22 protein-coding genes are annotated in these 20476 nt (G+C 66.7%); 10 read left to right on the forward strand and 12 right to left on the reverse strand.

Going from position 1 to position 20476, the window contains the following annotated elements:
* Positions 1-980, forward strand: a 980-nt coding sequence (locus tag VF992_11505; protein ID HEX9341776.1) for a hypothetical protein, incomplete at its 5' end; no start/stop codon positions are given.
* A 297-nt stretch (positions 981-1277) separates the two neighbouring features.
* On the opposite strand, the gene VF992_11510 is transcribed toward VF992_11505, so the two are convergent.
* The 5 genes from VF992_11510 to VF992_11530 form a co-directional block, all read right to left on the reverse strand.
* On the reverse strand, positions 1278-2015 hold the full coding sequence (locus VF992_11510; GenBank protein HEX9341777.1) for a 30S ribosomal protein S3ae: 738 nt from the start codon (positions 2013-2015) through the stop codon (positions 1278-1280).
* Positions 2016-2102: 87 nt separating this feature from the next.
* Positions 2103-2816, reverse strand: a complete 714-nt coding sequence (locus VF992_11515) for a right-handed parallel beta-helix repeat-containing protein (protein ID HEX9341778.1) — start codon at positions 2814-2816, stop codon at positions 2103-2105.
* A gap of 476 nt (positions 2817-3292) precedes the next feature.
* On the reverse strand, positions 3293-4891 hold the full coding sequence (locus VF992_11520) for a hypothetical protein (GenBank protein HEX9341779.1): 1599 nt from the start codon (positions 4889-4891) through the stop codon (positions 3293-3295).
* A gap of 26 nt (positions 4892-4917) precedes the next feature.
* Positions 4918-6105 carry an FtsX-like permease family protein gene (locus VF992_11525; GenBank protein ID HEX9341780.1) on the reverse strand — a complete coding sequence of 396 codons (1188 nt, stop codon included), beginning with the start codon at positions 6103-6105 and terminating at the stop codon, positions 4918-4920.
* Positions 6105-7205, reverse strand: a complete 1101-nt coding sequence (locus VF992_11530; protein HEX9341781.1) for an FtsX-like permease family protein — start codon at positions 7203-7205, stop codon at positions 6105-6107. Before VF992_11530 ends, VF992_11525 begins: the two co-directional genes overlap by 1 nt.
* Before the next feature lie 121 nt (positions 7206-7326).
* Between VF992_11530 and VF992_11535 the strand changes: the two genes are divergently transcribed.
* From VF992_11535 to VF992_11555, 5 genes are all read left to right on the forward strand, one after another.
* Positions 7327-7587, forward strand: coding sequence for a hypothetical protein (locus VF992_11535; GenBank protein ID HEX9341782.1), 261 nt, complete (start codon positions 7327-7329; stop codon positions 7585-7587).
* Positions 7560-7988: a type II toxin-antitoxin system VapC family toxin gene (locus VF992_11540; protein ID HEX9341783.1), complete on the forward strand. Its 429-nt coding sequence runs from the start codon at positions 7560-7562 to the stop codon at positions 7986-7988. Before VF992_11535 ends, VF992_11540 begins: the two co-directional genes overlap by 28 nt.
* Complete coding sequence (locus VF992_11545; protein HEX9341784.1) at positions 7985-8536, forward strand: metal-dependent hydrolase; 552 nt, start codon at positions 7985-7987, stop codon at positions 8534-8536. Before VF992_11540 ends, VF992_11545 begins: the two co-directional genes overlap by 4 nt.
* Positions 8537-8638: 102 nt before the next feature.
* Entirely contained in the window at positions 8639-9331 is a 693-nt protein-coding gene (locus VF992_11550) for a DUF4386 family protein (protein HEX9341785.1), read from the forward strand.
* A gap of 150 nt (positions 9332-9481) precedes the next feature.
* Complete coding sequence (locus tag VF992_11555) at positions 9482-10480, forward strand: hypothetical protein (protein HEX9341786.1); 999 nt, start codon at positions 9482-9484, stop codon at positions 10478-10480.
* A gap of 17 nt (positions 10481-10497) precedes the next feature.
* On the opposite strand, the gene VF992_11560 is transcribed toward VF992_11555, so the two are convergent.
* The 5 genes from VF992_11560 to VF992_11580 all read right to left on the reverse strand — a co-directional run bounded on the left by VF992_11560 (position 10498) and on the right by VF992_11580 (position 12988).
* Positions 10498-10689, reverse strand: a complete 192-nt coding sequence (locus VF992_11560; GenBank protein ID HEX9341787.1) for a hypothetical protein — start codon at positions 10687-10689, stop codon at positions 10498-10500.
* A gap of 151 nt (positions 10690-10840) precedes the next feature.
* Complete coding sequence (locus tag VF992_11565) at positions 10841-11086, reverse strand: hypothetical protein (GenBank protein HEX9341788.1); 246 nt, start codon at positions 11084-11086, stop codon at positions 10841-10843.
* Positions 11087-11444: 358 nt separating this feature from the next.
* The gene (locus VF992_11570) at positions 11445-11717 is read right to left on the reverse strand and encodes a hypothetical protein (GenBank protein HEX9341789.1); all 273 of its coding nucleotides are present in this window, start codon (positions 11715-11717) and stop codon (positions 11445-11447) included.
* Positions 11718-11757: 40 nt separating this feature from the next.
* On the reverse strand, positions 11758-12585 hold the full coding sequence (locus VF992_11575; protein ID HEX9341790.1) for a hypothetical protein: 828 nt from the start codon (positions 12583-12585) through the stop codon (positions 11758-11760).
* Positions 12572-12988 carry a hypothetical protein gene (locus VF992_11580; protein ID HEX9341791.1) on the reverse strand — a complete coding sequence of 139 codons (417 nt, stop codon included), beginning with the start codon at positions 12986-12988 and terminating at the stop codon, positions 12572-12574. Before VF992_11580 ends, VF992_11575 begins: the two co-directional genes overlap by 14 nt.
* A gap of 186 nt (positions 12989-13174) precedes the next feature.
* On the opposite strand from VF992_11580, the gene VF992_11585 reads away from it, so the two are divergent.
* The 3 genes from VF992_11585 (at position 13175) to VF992_11595 (ending at position 15687) form a co-directional block, all read left to right on the forward strand.
* Entirely contained in the window at positions 13175-14071 is an 897-nt protein-coding gene (locus VF992_11585; GenBank protein ID HEX9341792.1) for an SDR family oxidoreductase, read from the forward strand.
* Positions 14072-14227: 156 nt separating this feature from the next.
* Positions 14228-14680 (forward strand): hypothetical protein, encoded by a 453-nt coding sequence (locus VF992_11590; GenBank protein ID HEX9341793.1) that lies wholly within the window; start codon positions 14228-14230, stop codon positions 14678-14680.
* A 62-nt stretch (positions 14681-14742) separates the two neighbouring features.
* A complete protein-coding gene (locus VF992_11595; protein HEX9341794.1) occupies positions 14743-15687 on the forward strand; it encodes an NAD-dependent epimerase/dehydratase family protein in 945 nt (314 codons plus the stop codon).
* A 5-nt stretch (positions 15688-15692) separates the two neighbouring features.
* Here VF992_11595 and VF992_11600 read toward each other — a convergent pair whose 3' ends face one another.
* Positions 15693-17693, reverse strand: a complete 2001-nt coding sequence (locus VF992_11600; protein HEX9341795.1) for a M3 family metallopeptidase — start codon at positions 17691-17693, stop codon at positions 15693-15695.
* Positions 17694-17801: 108 nt separating this feature from the next.
* A complete protein-coding gene (locus tag VF992_11605; GenBank protein HEX9341796.1) occupies positions 17802-19478 on the reverse strand; it encodes an SBBP repeat-containing protein in 1677 nt (558 codons plus the stop codon).
* Positions 19479-19789: 311 nt separating this feature from the next.
* Here VF992_11605 and VF992_11610 point away from each other — a divergent pair, with 311 nt between their 5' ends.
* Positions 19790-20455, forward strand: a complete 666-nt coding sequence (locus VF992_11610) for an ABC transporter ATP-binding protein (protein HEX9341797.1) — start codon at positions 19790-19792, stop codon at positions 20453-20455.
* Positions 20456-20476 lie beyond the last annotated feature (21 nt).

Raw genomic sequence — 20476 nt, forward strand, 5'->3', positions numbered from 1 at the left:
GACTCGAGCTCTCGTTCGCCCGCACGGACGCGAACTCGAACGGCTTCGCGGAGGAAGTCGACGGCCGCATCTACGTGTACGGCCGCGCGGACCTCAACTCCGACGGCGTGATCGAGGTGCGGAAGGCGCTCGAGATCACGGTCGTCGCGACGGACTCGAACGACGACGGCAACCCCGAGCTGGCGCGGATCGCGCTGAGCGGGGCGGTCGTCCGGGACATGGACCAGGACGGCACCGCGGAGTACCGCGCGAGCGTCGAAGGCGTGTTCGAGACCACGGACGAGAACTCGAACGGCATCTTCGAACGGGCCACGCTGACGATCCGTGCCGAGGCGATCGTCGACCGCAACGACGACGGCGTGCCGGAGGACCACTCTTACGCGACCGTGGATGGCGTCGTCGTGAACGCGATCGAGGATGAGTATGCGGACCGAATCGAGCTGCACTTCGTCGCGACGCGGGAACTCGACTTCGACTCCGACGGCATCGTCGACGAGCGGCGCGGTGCGACGATCGACCTCCTCGCGGTCGATGAGAACTCGAACGGTGCCTTCGAGAGCGCGAACGTGACGATCCACACGAGCGCGGTCCGCGACGCGAACCACAACGGCGTGCCGGAGTACGAGGCCGCCTTCGTCGCGTACGGCCAAGCGACCGACGCGAACGATGATGGCAACGCGGAGCTCGTCACGGTAACCGCGCGCGGATCCGCCGTGCAGGACGAGGACGAGAACGGCGTGCCCGAGATGACCGCGTATCTGCGCCTCGACGCGCAGTGGGTCGACGCAGACTCCAATGGCGTCGTCGAGAAGGTCGACCTGACGTTCCGCGCGGAGCGCACGACCGATCCGGACCAGGACGGGACGCCGGACACGCATGAGTGGATCTTCGTCGAGTACCACGCGGAGGACATCGACCAGGATGGCACGATGGACAACGTGTATCTCCTCATCGAGAAGCACGTCGAACCTCATGCGTAGGCCGTAGAACCTCCTCAACGGGCCGGCGCCGATGGGGCGCCGGACTCCCCATTTTCTTTCGCTTTTTCCAGATGGGCGGACGCTCGACCTATCGCGTCTTCTCGAAGATTTCGAGCGCCGTGGCCTCGAGCAATCTTGCTCTCGCCGCTCTGGAGAACCGCGCGCTCGTAACGGCGGACGACGGTCTCGTGAGAATGCTAACGCGAGGAATCAGACTCATTCCATCTGCGCGACTACGGAAACGGAGGTCGATAGGGGCCCGCTCGGATACAGCGTCGAGCCGGCCCGCGATGAACCTCAGAGGTCGTCTGGCGGGAGTTCCTCGGGCGTGAGCTCCTCCGGGGCGGGCTCTGGCGGCGGAGGGACCGGTTCCACGGGCGGCGGCGCAGGTGCTTGCACTTCCGCGGCCTCGGCCGGAGCCTCCGTCGGCGGCGGGAGCTCGCCCATCGCCCACACCTCGGACTTCCGCACCTCGACGCGCGAGACGGGATGGATCGGCTTGCAGCCCAGGGCAATCGTCTTCGCGAGGTCGCCGCTGATGATGCCCTTGACGAACTCGCCGATCGACTGCTTCGCCGCGATGTCGGAGACGACCTTCGCCATGATCGCCCGCAGGACGCGTTGCTTGGACGACTGGATCCGTCGGTCGGTGATCGCCATCGGCTTCACCCGGACGTTCCATGCGTCTTTCGTGACGATGTCGACCGTGAGGTCCGTCCGCGTCCGCTTGCGCCGCGTGAGCCGTCGAATGTAGTCCGACGTCATGTCGTGCCCGACGAACTGCGTGAGGGCGTCCTGCCCCTGCACCTGGTTCACGCGGAACGCGAGCTTGATGTGCATCTTGCTGAAGTCGCCCGTCAAGTCCTGGACCGTGACTTCCGTCACCCGGCCGACGAGCTTGTCCGGCGTATCGGTCGGCGTCTCGCCGAGCAGCTGCTTGTTGAACATCTCCGGCGCGAGGAGGTTGTACCACACCTTCGCCTTCCACTTGTCCTTGATCTTGCGGGCGGCGGCGCGGGACTTCTTCTCGGCCATGCGGGCGGTTCGAAGCGGCGTGCCGTATTTAAGGGTTCTCGAGAGGCGATCTCACCCGCTACGTCCTATTCGAGAGTGGCACGGCCGCTAGGCTTGTTGTGGTGGGGTACGAACCGCCTCTGTCGGCGGCTTTCGTCGCTTGCGGAGAATGATGAAAACCGCGACGGTCACGACCCCCACCACCGCGATCCCGAGCGCGAGGATCAGGGGGTTCGACGGGCCAAAGAAGCTCTCCTCGATCGTGATCTTCGGGACGAGCGGGTCCGGGAAGGCGCCGACGAACGGAAACCGGTCGGCGCCGCCGTAACCTCCAACTCCTCCGTATACCGAGTCTCCGAGGCCGTCCGGGAAAGTGCAGACGGACTGATTGCCGCCGCTGCATCGGTCCGTTCCAGCGAAGTGCGACCAATAGTTGCCGCCCGACGGATACCCATCATCCCACACGAGACCCGTGTTCCCGCCGGAGTTCCATCCCTCGCTGTAGCTAATCTGGTAAAAGTTGTTGTGGTAGATGTGAGCCGAATTCGTGTAGGTGAAGAGGACACCCCCGCCGCCGCTCGGGCCGAAATGATTTGACGCGATCGTCACATTTGCCGCCGTTTCGATGGACACGGCCGAAGATCCGAGGGGAATGTCCGTGATCCGGTTGCGCGCAATCGTGACATCCGCCGTTCGGTAGAGCTCGACGCCCATCTGGTGAATCCCCGCGATGTCGTTGTATTGGATCGTCATGTTCCCGGCTGCAATTCCGTAGATGCCGGTGAGGACATCATCCAGGGACGTGTTCTCGACGCCCTCCAAGCACGAAGGAGAAACGGAGCTCGACATATTTCGCGGTTGTGTTTCAGGCGAGCGGGAGGCGGACAACGTGGATGGGGCGATTGGCCGAAACGGAGCCTCGCTTGTGGTGCGAGACGCGCCCTGGGACTTCCGAGCAGGTTCATCGCCGGCATGGTGCTCCGACATGCGATCCCTCGGAAGCGTCACGGAACGGCGTCTGGGCCGCTGAAGCCGCCTGCCCCCGCTCGACGGCCGAGGCGTATTCAAGGACCTGTAGGTCGACCCCAGAATACAGGGCCGGGACGGCGAAGTGGTCGAGGGGGTCGGCCGAGATGCAGGTGCGACGCCGTCCCGGATGATTGGGAAGTTCGATTCGCGCGATGGACCACGACACTATAGAACGGCGGCTTCGGCCCGCAAGGGGATGCACCTGGTGTAGTGCAATGTGTTCTGCCTCAAGGCCGCGCGACGATGCGCCGCGGAATCCGGCCCGCGCACTAGCCCAGGATTTGTACCACGAAAATTCGATCGCCGCGCGGGCCCGCGACGTATGCGACTCGATTCGACGACAGGAACGTGTCGACGACGCTCGGGTCGAGGATGATGTTCGGCGCCGGGTGCACCTGCGCGCCCACGGTGCTCCACCGCTCGAGGACGATGGCGTAGTCGAGCCCCGCGGTGCTCTCGTTGTCTCGCAGCTTGAGCGGCAACGAGCGGTCGGTCGTGTAGCCGAACCACATCGCGCCGATGTCCGCGAGGCGTTGGTCCGTCGTCACGTTCTTCGCGCCGAGGGACCCCAGGAGCGCGAGCGCCTGGAACTCGTCCGTGGTCGTCGTGTTCTCGACGCCGAAGACCGCGGGGGTGTTCCACGCCATCGGCGTCGTCGCGAGCAGCGCCGCGAGGAAGCCGCCCACCAGGGCGACCCGCGCGGCGCGATGCGGACGCAAGCCCTTCCACGCCGCCACAAAGGCGACGGCGGCCAGGAGGGCGAGCGCGTAGTCGAGGAAGTCGATGGACCGATACACAATCACGAGGCTCTCGGCGTCGAGGCCCCGCAAGAATCCGAAGAGCACCATGGCGACCGGCGCGACGAGCATCGACGTCACCAGGTCGTTCGCGCGGTTCGACGTGCGGCGCACGAGCTGGTAGCCCGCCAGGACGAATGCCGTCAGGACCGCGATTGCGGGCTGGAGGGCGAGAAACGCGGCCTGCGTCGGGAGCGCCCCCGCGAACAGGCTCGTCTGCGCGTTCGCGAGGATGACCACGACTCCGACCGCAGGCGGCAGGATCACATGCGTGGCGGGCGACACGAGCCGCCGGCCGATTCGGATGCGCGCGGGTCGGGACATCGGCGCGATCGCGGCGGTCAACAGGACGACGAGGGCGAGGAACAACGCGAGCGCCTCCGGCGCGACGAGGTCCGCGAGGAACGGCAAGTCCACCGCGGCGTAGTACGCCCAGGCGGGGACGGCAAGGGCGGGTCCCGTCGCGATGTCGAGCACCAGCGCCCGGACCGAGAATCGTCCCTGCGACGACGCGCGGCGCTGCGTCAGCACGACGAGCGAGGCGACCATCCCGAGCGTCAGGAGGGTCGTGAGATGATGGAGGAACGGCAGGAACGCCAAAAGGACGAAGGCGAGCGCCCGCTTCCGCCGATCCGCTCGCTCGTGGAAGAGGAGCACCGCCACGGGGAACACGAGGAGCCCGATCGACTCCTTCGACACCCCGCTCGTGAGCATGAGGAAGCTCCCGAACAGCGCGACGAACAGGCCTGCGGCAAAGCCGACGAGCCGCCGACCGGACGCCTTCACGCCGATCAGATACGCAGGCAGGACGACGAGCGATGTGATCAGGACGACGACGAGCTCGACGGGCGCGAGGGGCTGGAGTCCACCCAGCATCGAGGCGGCGGCCCAGAGGAGGGAGAAGGCGGGCATCTTCTCGTTGTAGTTGTTGACGTCCGCCGGGTCGATTCGCCACGTCCCCGTCGTGGCGATCCCCTCCGAGATCCGCGCGAGCGGGAACCCGTCGATGTTGTAGGGCAACGGGCTGAAGGTGAGCGGCACGAGCCGGGCGGCCAGGGCGATGGCGTACAACGCGACGAGGAGCGCGCCGTCGGCCTTCAGCCTCGCAGCACCACCTCCAGCGATCGCGGCGGCTCGACCGCGGGCTGTTCGCGAATCGATTCAGTCGGACGGACCTTCATCGCGCGCCCCAGGAGGACGAGCGAGGACGCGAGCGAGGCGACGACGACCGCCACGACGATGGCCGCGAACACCGAGACGTCCGTCGACACGGGAATCGAATGGCCGAAGACGAGCAAGACCCCGCGGGGCCGGACGAGCAGAGAGGCGCCCACGCCGAGCGCCGTGCCGAGCGTGCTCGCCAGCAGCGCCGCCGGCACGGTCTCCCGGAGGATCCGCCGCCGCATCCAGCCGTTGCCGGCGCCGAGGGCACGGAGGACGCCGACCGCGGGGCGACGGTCGGCGAAGGCGCGCGCCTGGACCGCGTGGATCCCGAACGCCACGAGGAGCCCGAGGAGCGCCGCAATCCCGTAGGCGACGACGCGCACGGACGTCGCCGCCTCGCCGATCGCGCTCGAGAGGTAGTCCCGCGGCGCGCCCCCGCGGCCGGTCCTCAGGATGATGTTCGTGATCCGTTCGTCCGTCGTCGGCTCGCTGTGGACGTCGGCGCCAGCGAACCCCGGACCGCTCACGTGGACGCTCGCCCCGGTCCGGTCGAGGAACGCCACGAGCGAGGCCACGTCCGTCGTCCGCACGCGGATCGAATGAAAGTTCCGCGGACCGAGGCCTGTCAGGATCCGCGCCGTCGGAAAGTCGACGACGAGCTCGTCGTTCGCGGTTGTGTCCGTGCGATACGTCCCCGTGATTTGCGCGAACGCGATGCGCGGAAGCGCGGACCCGACGATCGTGACGGAATCGCCAACGCGGAGGCCCAGGCGCGACGCGAGCCCCTCGCCCGCGAACGCCCACCGATCCCCGACGACCGGGGCTTGGCCCGGCAGTCCCTCGAGCGCCAAGAAGGTCGCCGGGTCGGCGCCGCGCGCGAGGACCGGCTCGCCCTCGATCGTCGTGGGGGCGAGAATCTCCGGGCTCACGAGCCACCCCTGCGAGGTCAGGTTCTCGACGAGGCTCGCGTTGACGGACAAGGCGCCACTCCCTTGGGTGATCGCGTACACGTCCCCCGCGAGAATCCGACCCGGGAGTGCCGGCAACGCCGCCAACGTCGGCCACGTCGCGCCGAGGAGGGCCGCGCACAGGAAGAGCCCTGCCAAGCCGCGGCGAGGCATCAGGATGGGCCCGCCCCCTTTCGATGCGCGACCTGGACGGCCGCGCGACGCGACGGCACGAGGCCCGCGACGGCCGCGGCGGGGATCGAAATCCCGAACGCGAGGAGGACCGCGTTGATCGGAGCGTCGAGGAGCACCAGATTCGGGAGGCCGAGGAGCGGCGCGAACGAGACGACCGCGTGGGCCGCGACGACCCCGAGCGCCGAGCCGAGGACGGCCCCCGCCACCGCGAGGAGGATCGCCTGGGCCTCGTAGACGGAGGCCACCGTCGCGGGCGAGGCGCCCAGGCTCCGAAGCGTCGCGATCTCCGCCGCCCGCTGATGCACCTCGAGGCTCATCGCCGCGTAGACGAGCAGGCCGATCACGACCGCGATGACAAGGGCGAGGACCGCCAGCGAGCGCTGGACCTCGGAGATGCTCCCGCGGACGAACCCGATCGCTCCGAACGTCTCGAGCCGCGTGAGGCCGTGCGACGCGATCGATGACGGGTCGAGTGGCACCTCGGAGAGGATCGCCTGGATCGGGCCGCCCCGCACCGGATCCGTCGCAGCCAGGAGCGCCGGCCGAACGTACGCCCAGTCGTCCGCGAAGATCACGGGGACCGACGGCGGCGGCGCGACGATCGGGAGATCCGCGAGCCGGCGGCCGAAGACGGTCAGGCTCCCCGTGGGCCCGGGCGGCGCGCTGCTCAGTTCCGTGATCCGCGTGCGGAGCCCGGCGTCCAGCGAGACGTCGTTCGCGCCGGTCGGGTACGCGGTCGTTGCGGTGCCGTTGCGGTACGACTCCAGCGCGACGACGGTCATGGACAGCGTGGTGCCGTTGATCTCGAGTTCCGCGGGATGCACGCGGAGCGCGAGGAAGTCCCCCGGGATCGTCGCGACCTCGTCGGCGTCGATCGCGCTCGCGAGGAGTTCGCTCCCGCGGATGTACACGGCCGGGCCGGACCCGATCCGGTCCGCGACGGACCCGATCCCGCTCGCGAGGCCGTCGACGAGGCTCAGCGCGCCGACGAGGACCATGCACGCGAAGCCGATCGCCCACGCGGTCGCGCGCGTGCGTCGCGTGAAGCGGGTCGCGAGGCGCAAGATCGGGCGCGCCATCCGGGGCGCGGAACGGGCCTGACAGGGATAAACGTTCGGCGACGGGGGAATCAGGAGATGGCCGCCACCGTTGGAACCGGACCAAGTAATCCTTAAGTATTACAAGTAATATCCGAGTTCCATGGAGGTTGTGAGCGTTAAGGTCGACCCCGCCACCAAGAAGCGGATGGCCAAGTTTCGGGACATCAACTGGTCGGAAGTCCTCCGCGAGGCAATCCGCCGGCGGCTCGAACTCGAAGAGCGCCTGAGGAGCCCGATCGACCGGCGACGGGCGAGCGAGGCCGCGCGGCGAATGGACGAGTTCCGGAGTCTCATCGGGCCGAGTGACTACAACAGCACGAAGGAGATTCGCCGATGGCGCGACCTGCGACGGCGGTCGTAGACGCCTCCGTCGTCGCCAAGTGGTTCCTGCCAGAGGCGGATACCGAATCGGCGGTACTCCTCCGAGCGCGTCATGTGAGCGGCGATCTACGGCTGGTCGCTCCGGATCTCCTGGTCTACGAAGTTGCGAATGCCCTCCGATACCATCCGCAGGTGGGCTCGGACCGGCTCGCGGAACACATGGACGATCTGTTCGCCTTCGAGTTGGGGCTCGAACCGACCTCGGAGACATCGATGACGGCGGCCGTCCGAGCGGCGTTCCGGCTCGGACTTTCCGTCTACGATGCAATGTACATCTCGCTCGCCGAGCGTCTCGACGCGGCATTGTACACCGCGGACGAATCGATGCTGCGTGCTTCGGGCCCCCGGGGGCATCACGTGCGTTCCGTCCGCGAGAGGTGACCGCAACGTTCCTCCTCGGCCACCTGGGGATCGGCCTCGGCCTCGCGTGGCTCCTCGCGTGGCGGTCCCCCGCGCGCGTCGACTACCGCCTCATCCTCTTCGGCGCCATCCTCCCGGACCTGATCGACAAGCCTCTCGGATATGCGCTCGGCCTGCAGACGCGGCTTTGGGGGCACACGCTCCTCTTCCTGTTCACGGTCCTCGCCTTGGGCCTCGTGCCCGCGTGGCGGGGGTCGCGGTTCGCCGGATTCGGCGTGGCGACGCACCTCCTCCTCGATCAAATGTGGGAGCTCCCACACGTCGTATGGTACCCGGCGTACGGCTGGGGGTTCCCCGCCACGCCGTTCAGCGCCGACGTCTGGTTCGAGGCGCTCCTCCACGACCCGTACGTCCAGGCCGGCGAAATCGTGGGGTTCGCGATCCTCGTCGCCTTCGCGTGGGTCCACGGAATCCGATCGTGGTCGGCAGTCCGCGCGTTCGTCGGCCATGGGACCCTCCCGCCGCGCGCTTCCGGCCGCGATGAAACGAACGGGGACTCGCACCGGTAAGCGGCTTGCTTCGACTGGAACGGCCATCCGTGGCCACCACGCGCCGTGACGAGCGTGCGCAAGCCTTGAGTAGTCCCCGAAAGATGCCGCGCGGGGAGGTCCATGCCAAGGCCATCGAAGGGCGGTAATCCGACCGAGCTCGAGCCAAGGCTGGCCAGCCTTTGCGGAATCGTCTTCGGGATTCTTCTCGTCGCAACGTTTGCGGTTACGTTTGACTTTCCCGGGGTCCCGGCACAGGCCGACGCGACCCTCGCCGGGTACAGCTCCCTCCGGACCGCGTTCTTGGCCGGAGACATCTTCCTCGGGCTCGCCGCGGTCCTCGCGATTCCGTATTTCGTGCAGCTACGAAACGCCTACGACGGAACGGACCGTCTCCTCGTCGCGACGGCGACTCTCTTCTCGATCGTCGGGATCGTCGTCACGGCGGCGGTGTTCATCGGTGAGACGATCGCCCTGGACGCGCTGTCGGGCGCCTATGCCACGGGAGGGATTGCGAGGACGGCCGCCGTCGTCGCCGCCCAGGCGGCCATCGGTTCCGGAGCCGTAGCAATATTCGGCTTCCTCGTCCTCATGGCCGGCGTTGGACTGTACGGCTTCCTCACGAGCAAGGGGCAGCCCTTTCCCCGTTGGCTTGGATACCTAGGGATCGTCGCGGCGATCCTGTCCCTCGTTGGCGGGTTGCCGGTGGGTGGTGCGTACGTCGCGTTCGTCGCCGGGGTCGTCCTCTTCCTCGGTTGGCTGTTCATCACCTCGGGGCTCCTGTGGAGGGCTTCGGGCCGGAAGGCATCCACGTAGACGTCGAGAGGCCGCGCGTATCGCCCCCCGCGGTTCGAGAGGGCGTGGGTCGCGAAGACGCGGAGTCGCTTCGACGCTCAACGGGGTTCGTCTCTCGGCGGAAACTTTGTTCCCGCGGCCTTTATCAGGAGCCCCGCGAACGCCGTTCCCATGGCCGACGACGGCGCCCACCCGAACCGACGGCCCCTTTGGGCCCTCGTCCTCCTCTCCCCGATCATCGCGGAGATGCTGTCCGGTTCCTCCCCGCCGATCGAGTGGCTGAACCCGATCGGGGCCCTCTTGCTCATCTGGCTCTACGGATCCGGCGTCCTCGTGATGCGCGAGACCGCGGTCCGCTGGAAGGTCGGGTGGCCGGGCATCCTGCTCCTCGGCGCGGCGTACGGAATCATCGAGGAGGGCCTCGCCGTCAAGTCGTTCTTCGACCCGGGCTGGATGGACCTCGGGACGCTCGGATGGTACGGCCGCTGGCTCGACGTGAACTGGATCTGGGCCGTCTGGCTGACGATCTACCACGCCGTCGTGAGCATCGCGGTGCCGATCTTCCTGGTCGACTGGATCTGGCCGCGCACGCGCGGGGTGCGATTCACCTCCCGCCGGGGATACGTCGCCGCGATCGGGTTCCTCGCCTCCGCGACGGTCTTCATCGATCTTGCGCTGACGCCGTACCGGCCCTCGGTCTGGCATCTCCTCGGCGCGCTCGCGGCGGTCGCGTTCCTCGCCTGGGCCGCGAGAAACTATGCGACGAGGCTGTGGGACCGCCTCCCGGTCGGGACGCCGCGTTCCCCGCGCGTCTACGCGATCGCCGGATTCGCGTTCATCGGCGGCTCCTTCCTGATCTACGGCGGCGGTCCCGCCCTCGGCGTCTATCCAATCGTCACGGTTTGGGAAGGGGCCATCGTCCTCCTTGTAACGATGTTGCTCCTCCGTCGGACATCCGGAGATGCGAGGTGGGCGAGGCAGCGCTTCGCGTTCGTCGCGGGCGTCGTGGCCTTCCTGATTGCCCTCGCGGCGTTCCTCGAGCTGGCGGGCTGGCGCGGCATGGGAATCGTCGGCGCGGTGTTCGCGTACCTCCTCGTGCGCTGGTACCGCCGGCCTCTCGTAGATGCCGTCGAACCCGCATCCCGCTCGAATCTCTTGGCAAACCGTTAGCGGAGAGCCCAAGACGTCTAGCGGCTCAACTCGATGACGATCTTCCTCCCTGCCCTCGACACGAGGACCTCTTCGTCCCCCGTCAACCCCAGGCTGTGCTCGATGTCCGCCGGAATCCGGAGGATCGTTCCTCGGCCGCTCCGGGACAACTTCCGCCGCAGTTTGAGCGGCTCTCCCCAAATCCCGAGGCGCCGTGCAACCCGAATCATCCGCTGGCTCTCTTCCTCCGGGAGGAACTCCTCTCCGCAGGCGGAGCAGCGAAGTCCGCGCTCTACAAAGGTGTAGCCTTCGATTTCCGACGTGATATCGTCGACGGGGAGGAGAACGCCCTTCCCACAGACCGGGCACCGGGCCGGTCGGCTAGCCTTTCGCTCCCGTGATGACAAAGACCTCACCACGCGCTGCGTCATATACTAACACCAGCTTCTTCGGGCCCTTTTTTCGTATGAAGATGTCCCACTTGGCTCTCCCGACCCGCGAGACATTGTGCGCCTCCCGAATTGCTTCCCGCAGGTCGAGGTGATCCCAGTCCCATCGCTTCATCCAGGTATTCCGGAAGTGTTTGCTCACGATGATGCGGACCCGGTCGACATCGAACGGGAGCAAGCGCTCTTCACTATATTATGTAATGAAAATCATCTATTTCAAGTTTCTCCCGGGGTCAGTGGGTTGACGCATGCCCACGGCCGCCATCGCCCATTCTGCTGCCCAAGAATCCTTTATCCAAGATGACCGCGTTCTCGCCGATCATGGCGACTGCCGATGACTTCCGCGAAATGTATGAGTACAACTGGCGGGTCCTCCGCGACTATTGCGACGCGCTCTCGAAGCTGCCTGACGAAGCGGTCCTGAAGAATCGCGAAGCGACCTACGAATCGATGAAGAACATCTTCTTCCACATCGTAAAGGTCCACGACGGCTGGCTGAACGTCTCCGCCCAGGATGACTCCCCCGACCCGAAAGTCTACGACGGGGATCTCGACACGCTCCCGACGATGGCGAGCGTCCGTGCGTACATGGAGAAGGTGATCGCGAAGGAGCAGGCCCTCCTCGCGTCGTTGCAGGACAGCGATCTCGACCGGCCCGTCCAGGCGTGGTGGAAGAAGCGGCCGCACGCGCTCCGGGACGCGCTGATGCAGGTGACGCTCGAGCAGGCCCACCACACGGGCGAGCTGATCGCCCTATTCTGGCAGCAAGACATCGAGCCGCCGGAGATGACGTGGGTCGACGTCCGCATGGCGATCCCCGGGATCCCCGGCCCCTCCGTGACCGACGACTCACGAATGCAGGATCTTCGAGAAGTATTCGTCGATGCCCGGGAACGCGGCCAGGTCTCCGGACCACGACACCAACTGGCGCGTGAAGTGCGACTCGAAGGCCAGGAGCGCGTCCATGATCGGGTACTTCATGTCGTCGGTCCCGGCGCCCCGGACCACCGCGGCCGCGACCGTCTCCGTCCCGCGGACGAACAGGATCGTGTACGCCCCGTATCGGAGCTCGTCGAGGCCTCCTTGCTTCACGGCGAGGGTGTCCTTGACGAATTGCTGGACGGCCACGAGCATCCCGCCGAGGATGTCCCGGTCGATATCGTTGCGCAACGTCGCGGAGTAGTGCCGGAGGAGCACGCCGCCTCGAGTCATCACGAACAACTCCTCGATGCCCACGGAAGGCGGTGGGCCGAGATCGAGCATGTCCGCCAGGTGCTGCCCGATGCGGCGCATCTCGATCTTGACCAGCCCGACGTTCGCGGACTTGCTGAAGAAGCACAGGACGTTCATCTCGCTCGCCCCGAGGCGCATCACCGCCACGCCGGACATGGGACCCTCGAGGAGCACGATGGGCGGGCCGGGGAGAGACAGCGCCGCGAAGACGTCGTCCGCGGATCGCGCGATCAAGGTTGCCATGGCCGCGAGGACGTCAATCTGCTCGCGATTCCCCGCGTTCCCCGCCACCGTGAGGCCGTTCTCGTCCGCGATGACGGCTCCGAGGACCCCGGGCGCGCGATGGCTCAGATCCCGCAGGACGCCCTCGAGGTCGCCTCGCAGGTCCGGCTCGGCCTGGCGGGTCAGCGTGTCGTCCATGCGACGGAGGCTACTTTGGGGCATCGCCACTCGCCTCGTCCGGGACCTCGCGGGCGCTCATTGGGTTGGGCATGAGCCGCCGCAGAGCTCGGTGATTCTTCCGCGGTCGGGGCCGGATGACGAAGAAGATCTCGAAGGTGGCGTACATGATTCCGCCGAGGAACACGAACACCATGACGGCGGACGCAGCCGCCGGCGGGGGAAGGCCCACGGCCGAACTAATCAAGGTGACGCTGAGGGCCAAGAATGCGATCGTGATCGCGCCCAGGAACCGTTCGAACCGGTCGGCGAGGATGAACATCCGCGCGCGGCGCACTTCCTTGTTCATCCTACGGAACGTCACGAACGCGATCGCGAGGATCGCGAACGTGGCGACGATCAAGCCCTGGAACGCGATTGCCAGGAGCTGAACTGCCAGGTCCGCCAAAGTCCTCGAGAAGGGATGGTGGCGATAGCGGCCTTAAGCGTTCCGAGACAAATGTTTCGTTTTGGAACGTTCCGAGACGTCGGCGGTTCCGGCCCTGCATTCTGCCCGAAGGGTGCGGATGGCTCGGCCAAGAGAACGCGAGGCGAATCGATATACCACACGGCCGGATGGCAGGCCGTGGACGGCATGAGAGGCACCCCTCCTCCCGCCTTCGCGGACCGCGTGTGGATCGTCACCGGGGCGAATTCGGGGATCGGCAAGACGACAGCCCTCGGCCTCGCTCACCTCGGCGGGACGGTCGTCCTGGCGTGTCGGGACTCGACGCGGGGCGACCTCGCCCGGCTCGACATCGTCCGCCAGACGGGAAATCCCCACGTCGCGCTCATGCTCCTGGACCTGTCGAGCCAAACCTCCACGCGAGGGTTCGCGGACGAGTTCCAGCATACGTACCCGCGCCTCGACGCGCTCGTGAACAACGCGGGCGTGTTCCGCCGTGAACGCCGAACCACGGTGGACGGCTTAGAAGAGACGTTCTCGGTCAACTACCTCGGCGGCTTCCTCCTCACGCACCTCCTGCTCGAACACCTCAAGGCGTCCGCGCCGTCGCGGATCGTGAACGTGAGCTCGTCGGCCCACAATGGAGGACGGATCGATTTCGACGACCTCCAAGGCGAGCGGAAGTACGGCGGCTGGCGCGCGTACAACCAGTCGAAGCTCGCCCAGGTCCTGTTCACGTACGAGCTCGCGCGCCGGCTCGATGGGACCGGCGTCACGGTGAACGCCTGTCACCCCGGCGTCATCCGCACGAACCTCGGCCGCGACGACTGGCCGTGGATCGTCAACCTCTTCCGCCCGTTCTTCAACAGCGCCGAGCGGGGTGCGGAGACGCCGATCTACCTCGCGACGTCCCCGGAGGTGGCCGACGTGACGGGCAACTACTTTGTGAAACAGAAGCCACGTGCGTCGTCGCGGCTGTCGCGGGACCCCGGGCTCGCACGTCGTCTTTACGAGGTCAGTCTCGACCTCGCCCGGTTCCGCGCTAGCCCCATAGGGGTGCGGAAGGAAGGCTTATCCTTCCTGTGACATGCGCCATCTCGTGGCCATCGCCCCTCCAGGGGAATTTACTTTCAACGATTTGGCCCCGAGCGCCGGCTCGCGACTGCGTGGTTCGCGGTCGGGACGATGCTGACGGCCGTTTCGGCGGCTTTCCTTTTTTCGAACGGACGCGTTCCGGCCATCGTGGTTACCGCGTTGTCGCTCGCCAGCTCGGCCCTCGGGCTCCTGTGGGGGGAGCGATCCGGCCGGAATGTTCTCGTGAAGTCGCAGCGCTTCGGGTTCGTCCCCGCTTGGTGGAGGCGGACTGGCCCGCATGGATGGCTGTTGGAACTGGTGCTGGCGGTTGTTGTCCTCGTCGCGTTATTCATTGTGTTTCTTACGCTGTTTCATGCGTCGCTGGACGACGTGCGGGCGACCACTTCCGGCATTATGGCTCTGGACCTCTGCCTCGGAGCGGACATCCTGGGATCCGCGTTCGGCCTGGTCGTCCTCGAGCGAAGGTCCGGCGTTACCGTCTGGTTCCGGAACGGATATGAGACTCGCGCGTCGCGAGCGGTTGGTCCATTCCCGTTTCCCGTCTACTACCTTCGTCCAAGGGGCTACCAGGGGCCTCGGACGCTCAACCCGCCGGCCTAGTTCGCCCGACGTGGACGGCAACCGGAACGCTTATTCCACGTCCTCGCGGTCCGCCGCGTTGGATGGAAGGGCGGCGAATCGTCGTGACCGGCGGCGCCGGTTTCATCGGATCCCATCTCATCGAACGGCTGAGCGGCCGGAACCTCGTCACGGTCCTCGACGACCTCTCGACCGGCTCGCTGCAGAACCTTGCGGCCGCTCCGGGCGAGGTCCATGTGAAGAAGGGCTCGATCCTCCAACCGAAGGTCCTCGCGGCGGCGATGAAAGGCCATGACGTCGTCTACCACCTCGCCGCGAAGACGTCCGTCCCGGAGAGCGTGAAGAGCCCGCACGACTACTGGCGGACCAACGTCGAGGGCACGATGCACGTCCTCAAGGCCGCCGTCGATGCGGGCGCACGCCGCGTCGTGTTCGCCTCGAGCGCCGCCGTCTACGGGAACGCCGAAGCCGATCCGAAGGTCGAGACGATGAGGCCGTCCCCCGCTTCGCCGTACGCCGCGACGAAGATGGTCGGGGAATTCGGGTGCGAGGAGATCGCCTCGCTCAACGGAATCGAGACGGTCGTCTTCCGGATCTTCAACGCATACGGACCGCGCCAACCCACGACGTCGGCGTATGCGGGCGTCATCCCGACGTTCTGTGCCGCCGTCGCGGCGAACCGGCCGATCGAGATCCACGGCGACGGAGAGCAGACGCGGGACTTCCTGTACGTCGGCGATCTCGCGGAAGCCCTCGAACTCGCGGCCGACAAATCCGTTGCGGGGGAGACGTTCAACATCGGCTCCGGGACCGCCACGTCGGTCGCGGAGGTGGCGAACGTCCTCTCGGGGATCGCGGGCGCCCCGGTCCGCGCGACGCGGAGGGAGCCGAGGCCGGGCGACGTGCGGCACTCTCGGGCGGACATCGGGAAGGCCGCCACGCGGCTCGGGTTCGCGCCGCAGACGCCGTTGCGGGAGGGCCTGGAGAAGACGCTCGCCTACTACCGGACCGCGGCGGCCGCGCCCTGACGTCCTCAGGCCGACTCCTGGAGCCACGCCTCGAACGCGTCGAAGGATAGCGGCCGCCCGAGGAAGTCTTCGACGAGCCGGGCCGCGGGCTTCGCGCTCCCGCGTGCGAGGATCGTCTCCCGGTACCGTCGCGCAATCGCCGGGTCGAGGATCGAGCCGCCCTCCCGGAATTTCGAGAACAGGTCTTTCGCGATGACGAGGGACCACATGTACGTGTAATAGATGGCGGAGTAGTCGTTGAGATGGCCGAAGCTGCACTGGAAGTGCGTCTCGGGGAAGAACGGAACGAGCGGGAACCGTCGGAACACTTCTTCCAAGGTGCGCGTCGTGTCATGTGGCGTCGGATCGCTTCGATAGTACTCGAGGGAGAGCGTCGCGTACACGAGCTGCCGCTGCGCGTCGAGCGCCCGCGAGACGGCGTCGGCACGCTTCAGCTTCGCGACGAACTCCGCAGGCACCGGCTCGCCCGTCTCATGGTGGAGGGCGAACCGCCGCAGCGCCTCGGGATCCCGGACCCACTCCTCGAGCATCTGCGACGGCGCCTCGATGAAGTCCCCCTCGAGCCCCTCGGCGGTGTTCTTCACCCACCGGCCGTACCCCTGGAAGATCGAATGGAGCAGGTGTCCGAACTCGTGGAAGAACGTCTCGACTTCGCGATAGTCCATCAGGGCGGGTCCTTCTGACGGGTCCGGGAAATTGCACATCAGCGCCGCCTGCGGGAGCTGCGTCCCTCGGATCCCGGTCACGAGGCCCGAGGCCGCGGCGTGCGTGTACTTGTCCTTGCGGGGATGTAGGTCGAGGTAGAACCGGCCGAGCTGCCTCGCACCATCGTAGACGTCGTACACCTCGACGGACGCATGCCACACCGGCACGCCCGGCACACGCTCGTATCGGACGCCGAACAGCTCGCCCGTCAGGGCGAACAGCCCGTCCCGCACCCGCGGGAAGGCGAAGTACGGACGCAGGAGCTTCGCGTCGAAGGCGAACGACTCGGCGCGGACGACCTCGGAGTAGTAGTTCGGATCCCACGCGTCCAAGGCGGCGGCCGCCGGCACGTCGTGCCGCTTCCGCTCGAGCAACCGCGCGTAGTCCTCCTGCGCCCGCTCCGCGGACGCGGTCGTGACCTTGCCGAGGAACTGGGCGACGGCCTTCGCCGAGCGGACCATCTTGTCCTGGACGATGTACTCCGCCCAGCTGTCGTACCCGAGGACCGAGGCGAGTTCGTGCCGCTTCGCGAGGAGCCTCGCCAGGACGTCGAGGTTCGCGGGGTGGCCCCGGTTGAGGTATTCGAACAGGAGGCGCCGGCGCACCTCCGCGTTCCGCGCGTACCGGAAGACAGGGATCGAGTCCGGGTAGTTCGTCGTGACCGTGATCTTCCCGTCCGGGCCGGGCGCGTGGCCCTCGATGAAGTCGTCCGGCAGACCTTCGAGGTCGCGCCGCGAGTCGACGGTGATCGAGCGGACGTCTTCCCGGATGATCCGGTCGAACTCTTGGCCGATCGCCGTGGTCTCGTCCCGCAGCGCTTGGATGCGGCCACGGGTCGCCTCGTCGCGGTCCACGCCGGCGAGCCGGAAGTCCCGCACGATCTTCTCGATCGCGTACCGCGTCTCGTCGTCCTCGCTCGAGACGTTCAGGGCGGCGAACGCCTCGTACAGAGGCCGGTTCAGGCTCAGCTCCGTCGCGAAGCGCTGGGCCTCCTGGTACCATCGGTCCGCGGCGTTGCGGACATCGGGATCGGGGTGGACGTCGAACAGGAAGCGCGTCTGGTACAGGACCTCCCCCAGCGCGAGCAGGAGTCGGTCGTACGGGACGAGGAGGTTCGATATCGTCCGCGGTCCCGCCGTCGACACGAGTTCGTCCAAGCGGGTGCGGCATTCCGCGAGCCCCGCCTCCGCGAGCCGGGCGAGCGACTCGCCGTCCCTCGGGAAGAGGTATCGGGGTTCCGTGAGCCGACCGCCGTCCAACGGGGGCGTCCGTTTCCGGCGGGTCCCGGCCTTCGAAGCCATGGGGCACTCCGGAGCCGGCCCCCCGCTAAGTACCTTCCCCCAGGAAGGTCGGGCCCGTCCTCCGCTGCTCCGGGGCAACGCATGAACACATCGGCCGAGGAGCGCTACCTACTTGCGGGTCTTCTCCGGTTCGTGAGAGCCGGGCTCGGCACGCCGGTTCCGAGAGCGAAGTGGAAGGGCCCAGGCGACCAGACCCAATCCTCCGATCAGCGGGGTGAACAAGAGCCCGCACGGCAACGATGGAGGGATCGGGGACTCGGCCGGCTTCGGAATTCTCATTCGCGCCACGAAGGCATCGGAGCTACCATCGAGCGTCGTGTCAAAGGCCCCGACGGTGACCGGGAAGTCGGAGGAACCGGTCGACCCCGTCACGTAGACGTGGCTTTCGTTGTCAACGGCAAGGAGAGCGCCGTGATCCCAACCGCTTCCGCCGAAGTACGAGGAATAGGAAATCGCAGTTCCCGGGCTATCGAGTGTGAGGATGTAGCTATCTGTGAATCCGCGGTTGACCTTGCTCATCGCATCCGAGGTGGTGGGGAAGTCGGTGGAGGAGGTGACCCCAAGGAGGTACGTCGTCCCCGCGCCGTCTACCGCGACGGCTTGTCCATTGTCATCTCCGCTTCCTCCCACGAATGTGGAGTAGAGAAGTGCCCCCTGCGGGTTCATCCGAAACAAGAAGCTGTCCGAGTTGCCCCCGTGATAGACTCGGCTGAGCGCGCCTTCCGTCGTTGGGAGATCCGTCGACGCCGTATATCCGGTCGCGGAGACGAGCCCGTTCTCGTCGAGCGCGAGCGACGTGATCCCGTCCGACCCGCTGCCCCCGAAGAAGGAACCGTAGGGCAAGTCCGTCCCGTCCGCATTGAGCCTGACGACGAAACCATCCGTGCCATTCAACGTCGCGTCGAAGGCACCGGAGCTGGTCGGGAAATCGTACGAATCGGTGGTCCCGACGACAATCGGGCTCCCAGACCCGTCGACGGCGATGTCCCTCGAGAAATCGCTACTCGTCCCTCCCAAGTAGGTTGAGAAGAGCAGACGATCTCCTTGTACGTCCAGCCGAGCCGCGTACGCGTCGCTCGTGCCATCCAGAGTCGTGTCGTAGGCGCCCGGCGTGATCGGGAAATCCGGCGAGTCAATGGTACCCGTGAAGTAGACCGTGCTGTCGGGTCCCAGCGCGAGGTGGGCGACCTCATCTTGGCCACTTCCGCCGATGTAGCTGGCGTAGAGCAGGTTCGCACCGTCCGGGCTCAGCTTCGCGAGAAAGCCGTCGCGTCCGCCGCTGTTGTTCCGGTTGAAGGCATCAGCGGTCGTGGGGAAATCGGTCGAGTCGGTCCATCCGGAGACATACACACTCCCCGAATTGTCGACAGCAACATCCAGGGCGTTGTCCGCTCCCGTGCCTCCGAGAAACGTGATGAACTCCGGGATCCCAGTTGCATTGAACTTTGCGACGAATCCATCGGACTCGCCTCGAAGAATCGAGTCGAAGGCCCCCGGGGTCACGGGGAAGCCCGGGGTATCGGGGAGGCTCGGGGCCGCGGTCTGGCCAACGACGTACACGTTTCCGTTAGCATCGACCGCCACGGTTTCGCCTTGATCGACCCCGTCACCTCCCAAGTACGTCGAGAAGGTGAGCTGGTCCGAAACTGACGCCTGCGTAGGCGGAGGATAGACGCTCAAGCGGGCTCCCGTGAACGCAGTCGGGGTCTCGGCCCACCCCTGGAAAAGTATCACGACCTGGAATGCGGCGGGAATCAACAAGATGAACACGGCGACGACGAACACCCTCGAGGACGCACCGCTCGGACCACGAGCTGTTAAAATGTGCGGATTGCTCCCTCCCCAACCGTCATGCATGAATGTGTCATCGGAATACATAAAGGATTGTGCATCACCGAGTTCCAAGAGCTCCCATTGCAGCCCCGCCGTCTAGACATGGTCTTTCTAACCGCCCCGCGTGAGGCGACGGCGGATTAGTCTGCTCACAGTCGGGAACGTGTAGCGAAGCCTCCCGGGATCCGCCGCCATGCCCGCGGCGCCTTTTGCGGGCCTGGACACGAAATCCTCTTCCGACGACGTGCCGATGGCGAGCGCCCATGCCCGAACCGGTCTTGTCGGCCCGCGAGTTGTGGAAGTCGTACGACGGTCGGTCCGACGTGCTTCGGGGCGTGTCCCTCGACGTCGGCCGGGACGAGGCGGTTCTCCTCTGGGGCCCGAACGGGAGCGGGAAGACGACGCTCCTCTCGATCCTCGGCGGGCTTGACGTGCCGACGCGCGGCTCCGTGTCGATCGCGGGCCGCGAGATCTCTCGCCTCCGGGAACGGGAACTGTCGAAGGTCCGCCTTCACGAGATCGGTTTCGTGTTCCAGACGCACAACCTGATCGACGACCTGACCGTCGAAGAGAACGTGGCGCTCCCGCTGCGCCTCGCGAGACGACCCGCGGACCGACGCGTCGCGGACCTGCTCGAGACGTTCGACCTCGCGCGCCTCGCGACCCGACGCCCGAACGAGATCTCGGTCGGCGAATCGCAGCGCGTGGCCGTTGCCCGGGCGCTCGCGAACGGACCGAAGGCCCTCCTGGCGGATGAGCCGACCGCGTCGCTCGATGCGAAAGGCACCGAGGCGGTCCTGGAGGCGTTCTCCCTCGCGCGGACGTCGTACCGGGCCGCCATCGTGCTCGCCAGCCACGACGCGGACGTGCGCGCAATCCCGTCGTCGCGGTATCGGCTCGAGGCGGGCGTCCTCGCGCCGGAGTCTTGAGGACAAAGCCTTTATCGTGGT

It is taken from the genome of Thermoplasmata archaeon, assembly GCA_036395115.1.
Lineage (GTDB): Archaea > Thermoplasmatota > Thermoplasmata > RBG-16-68-12 > RBG-16-68-12 > RBG-16-68-12.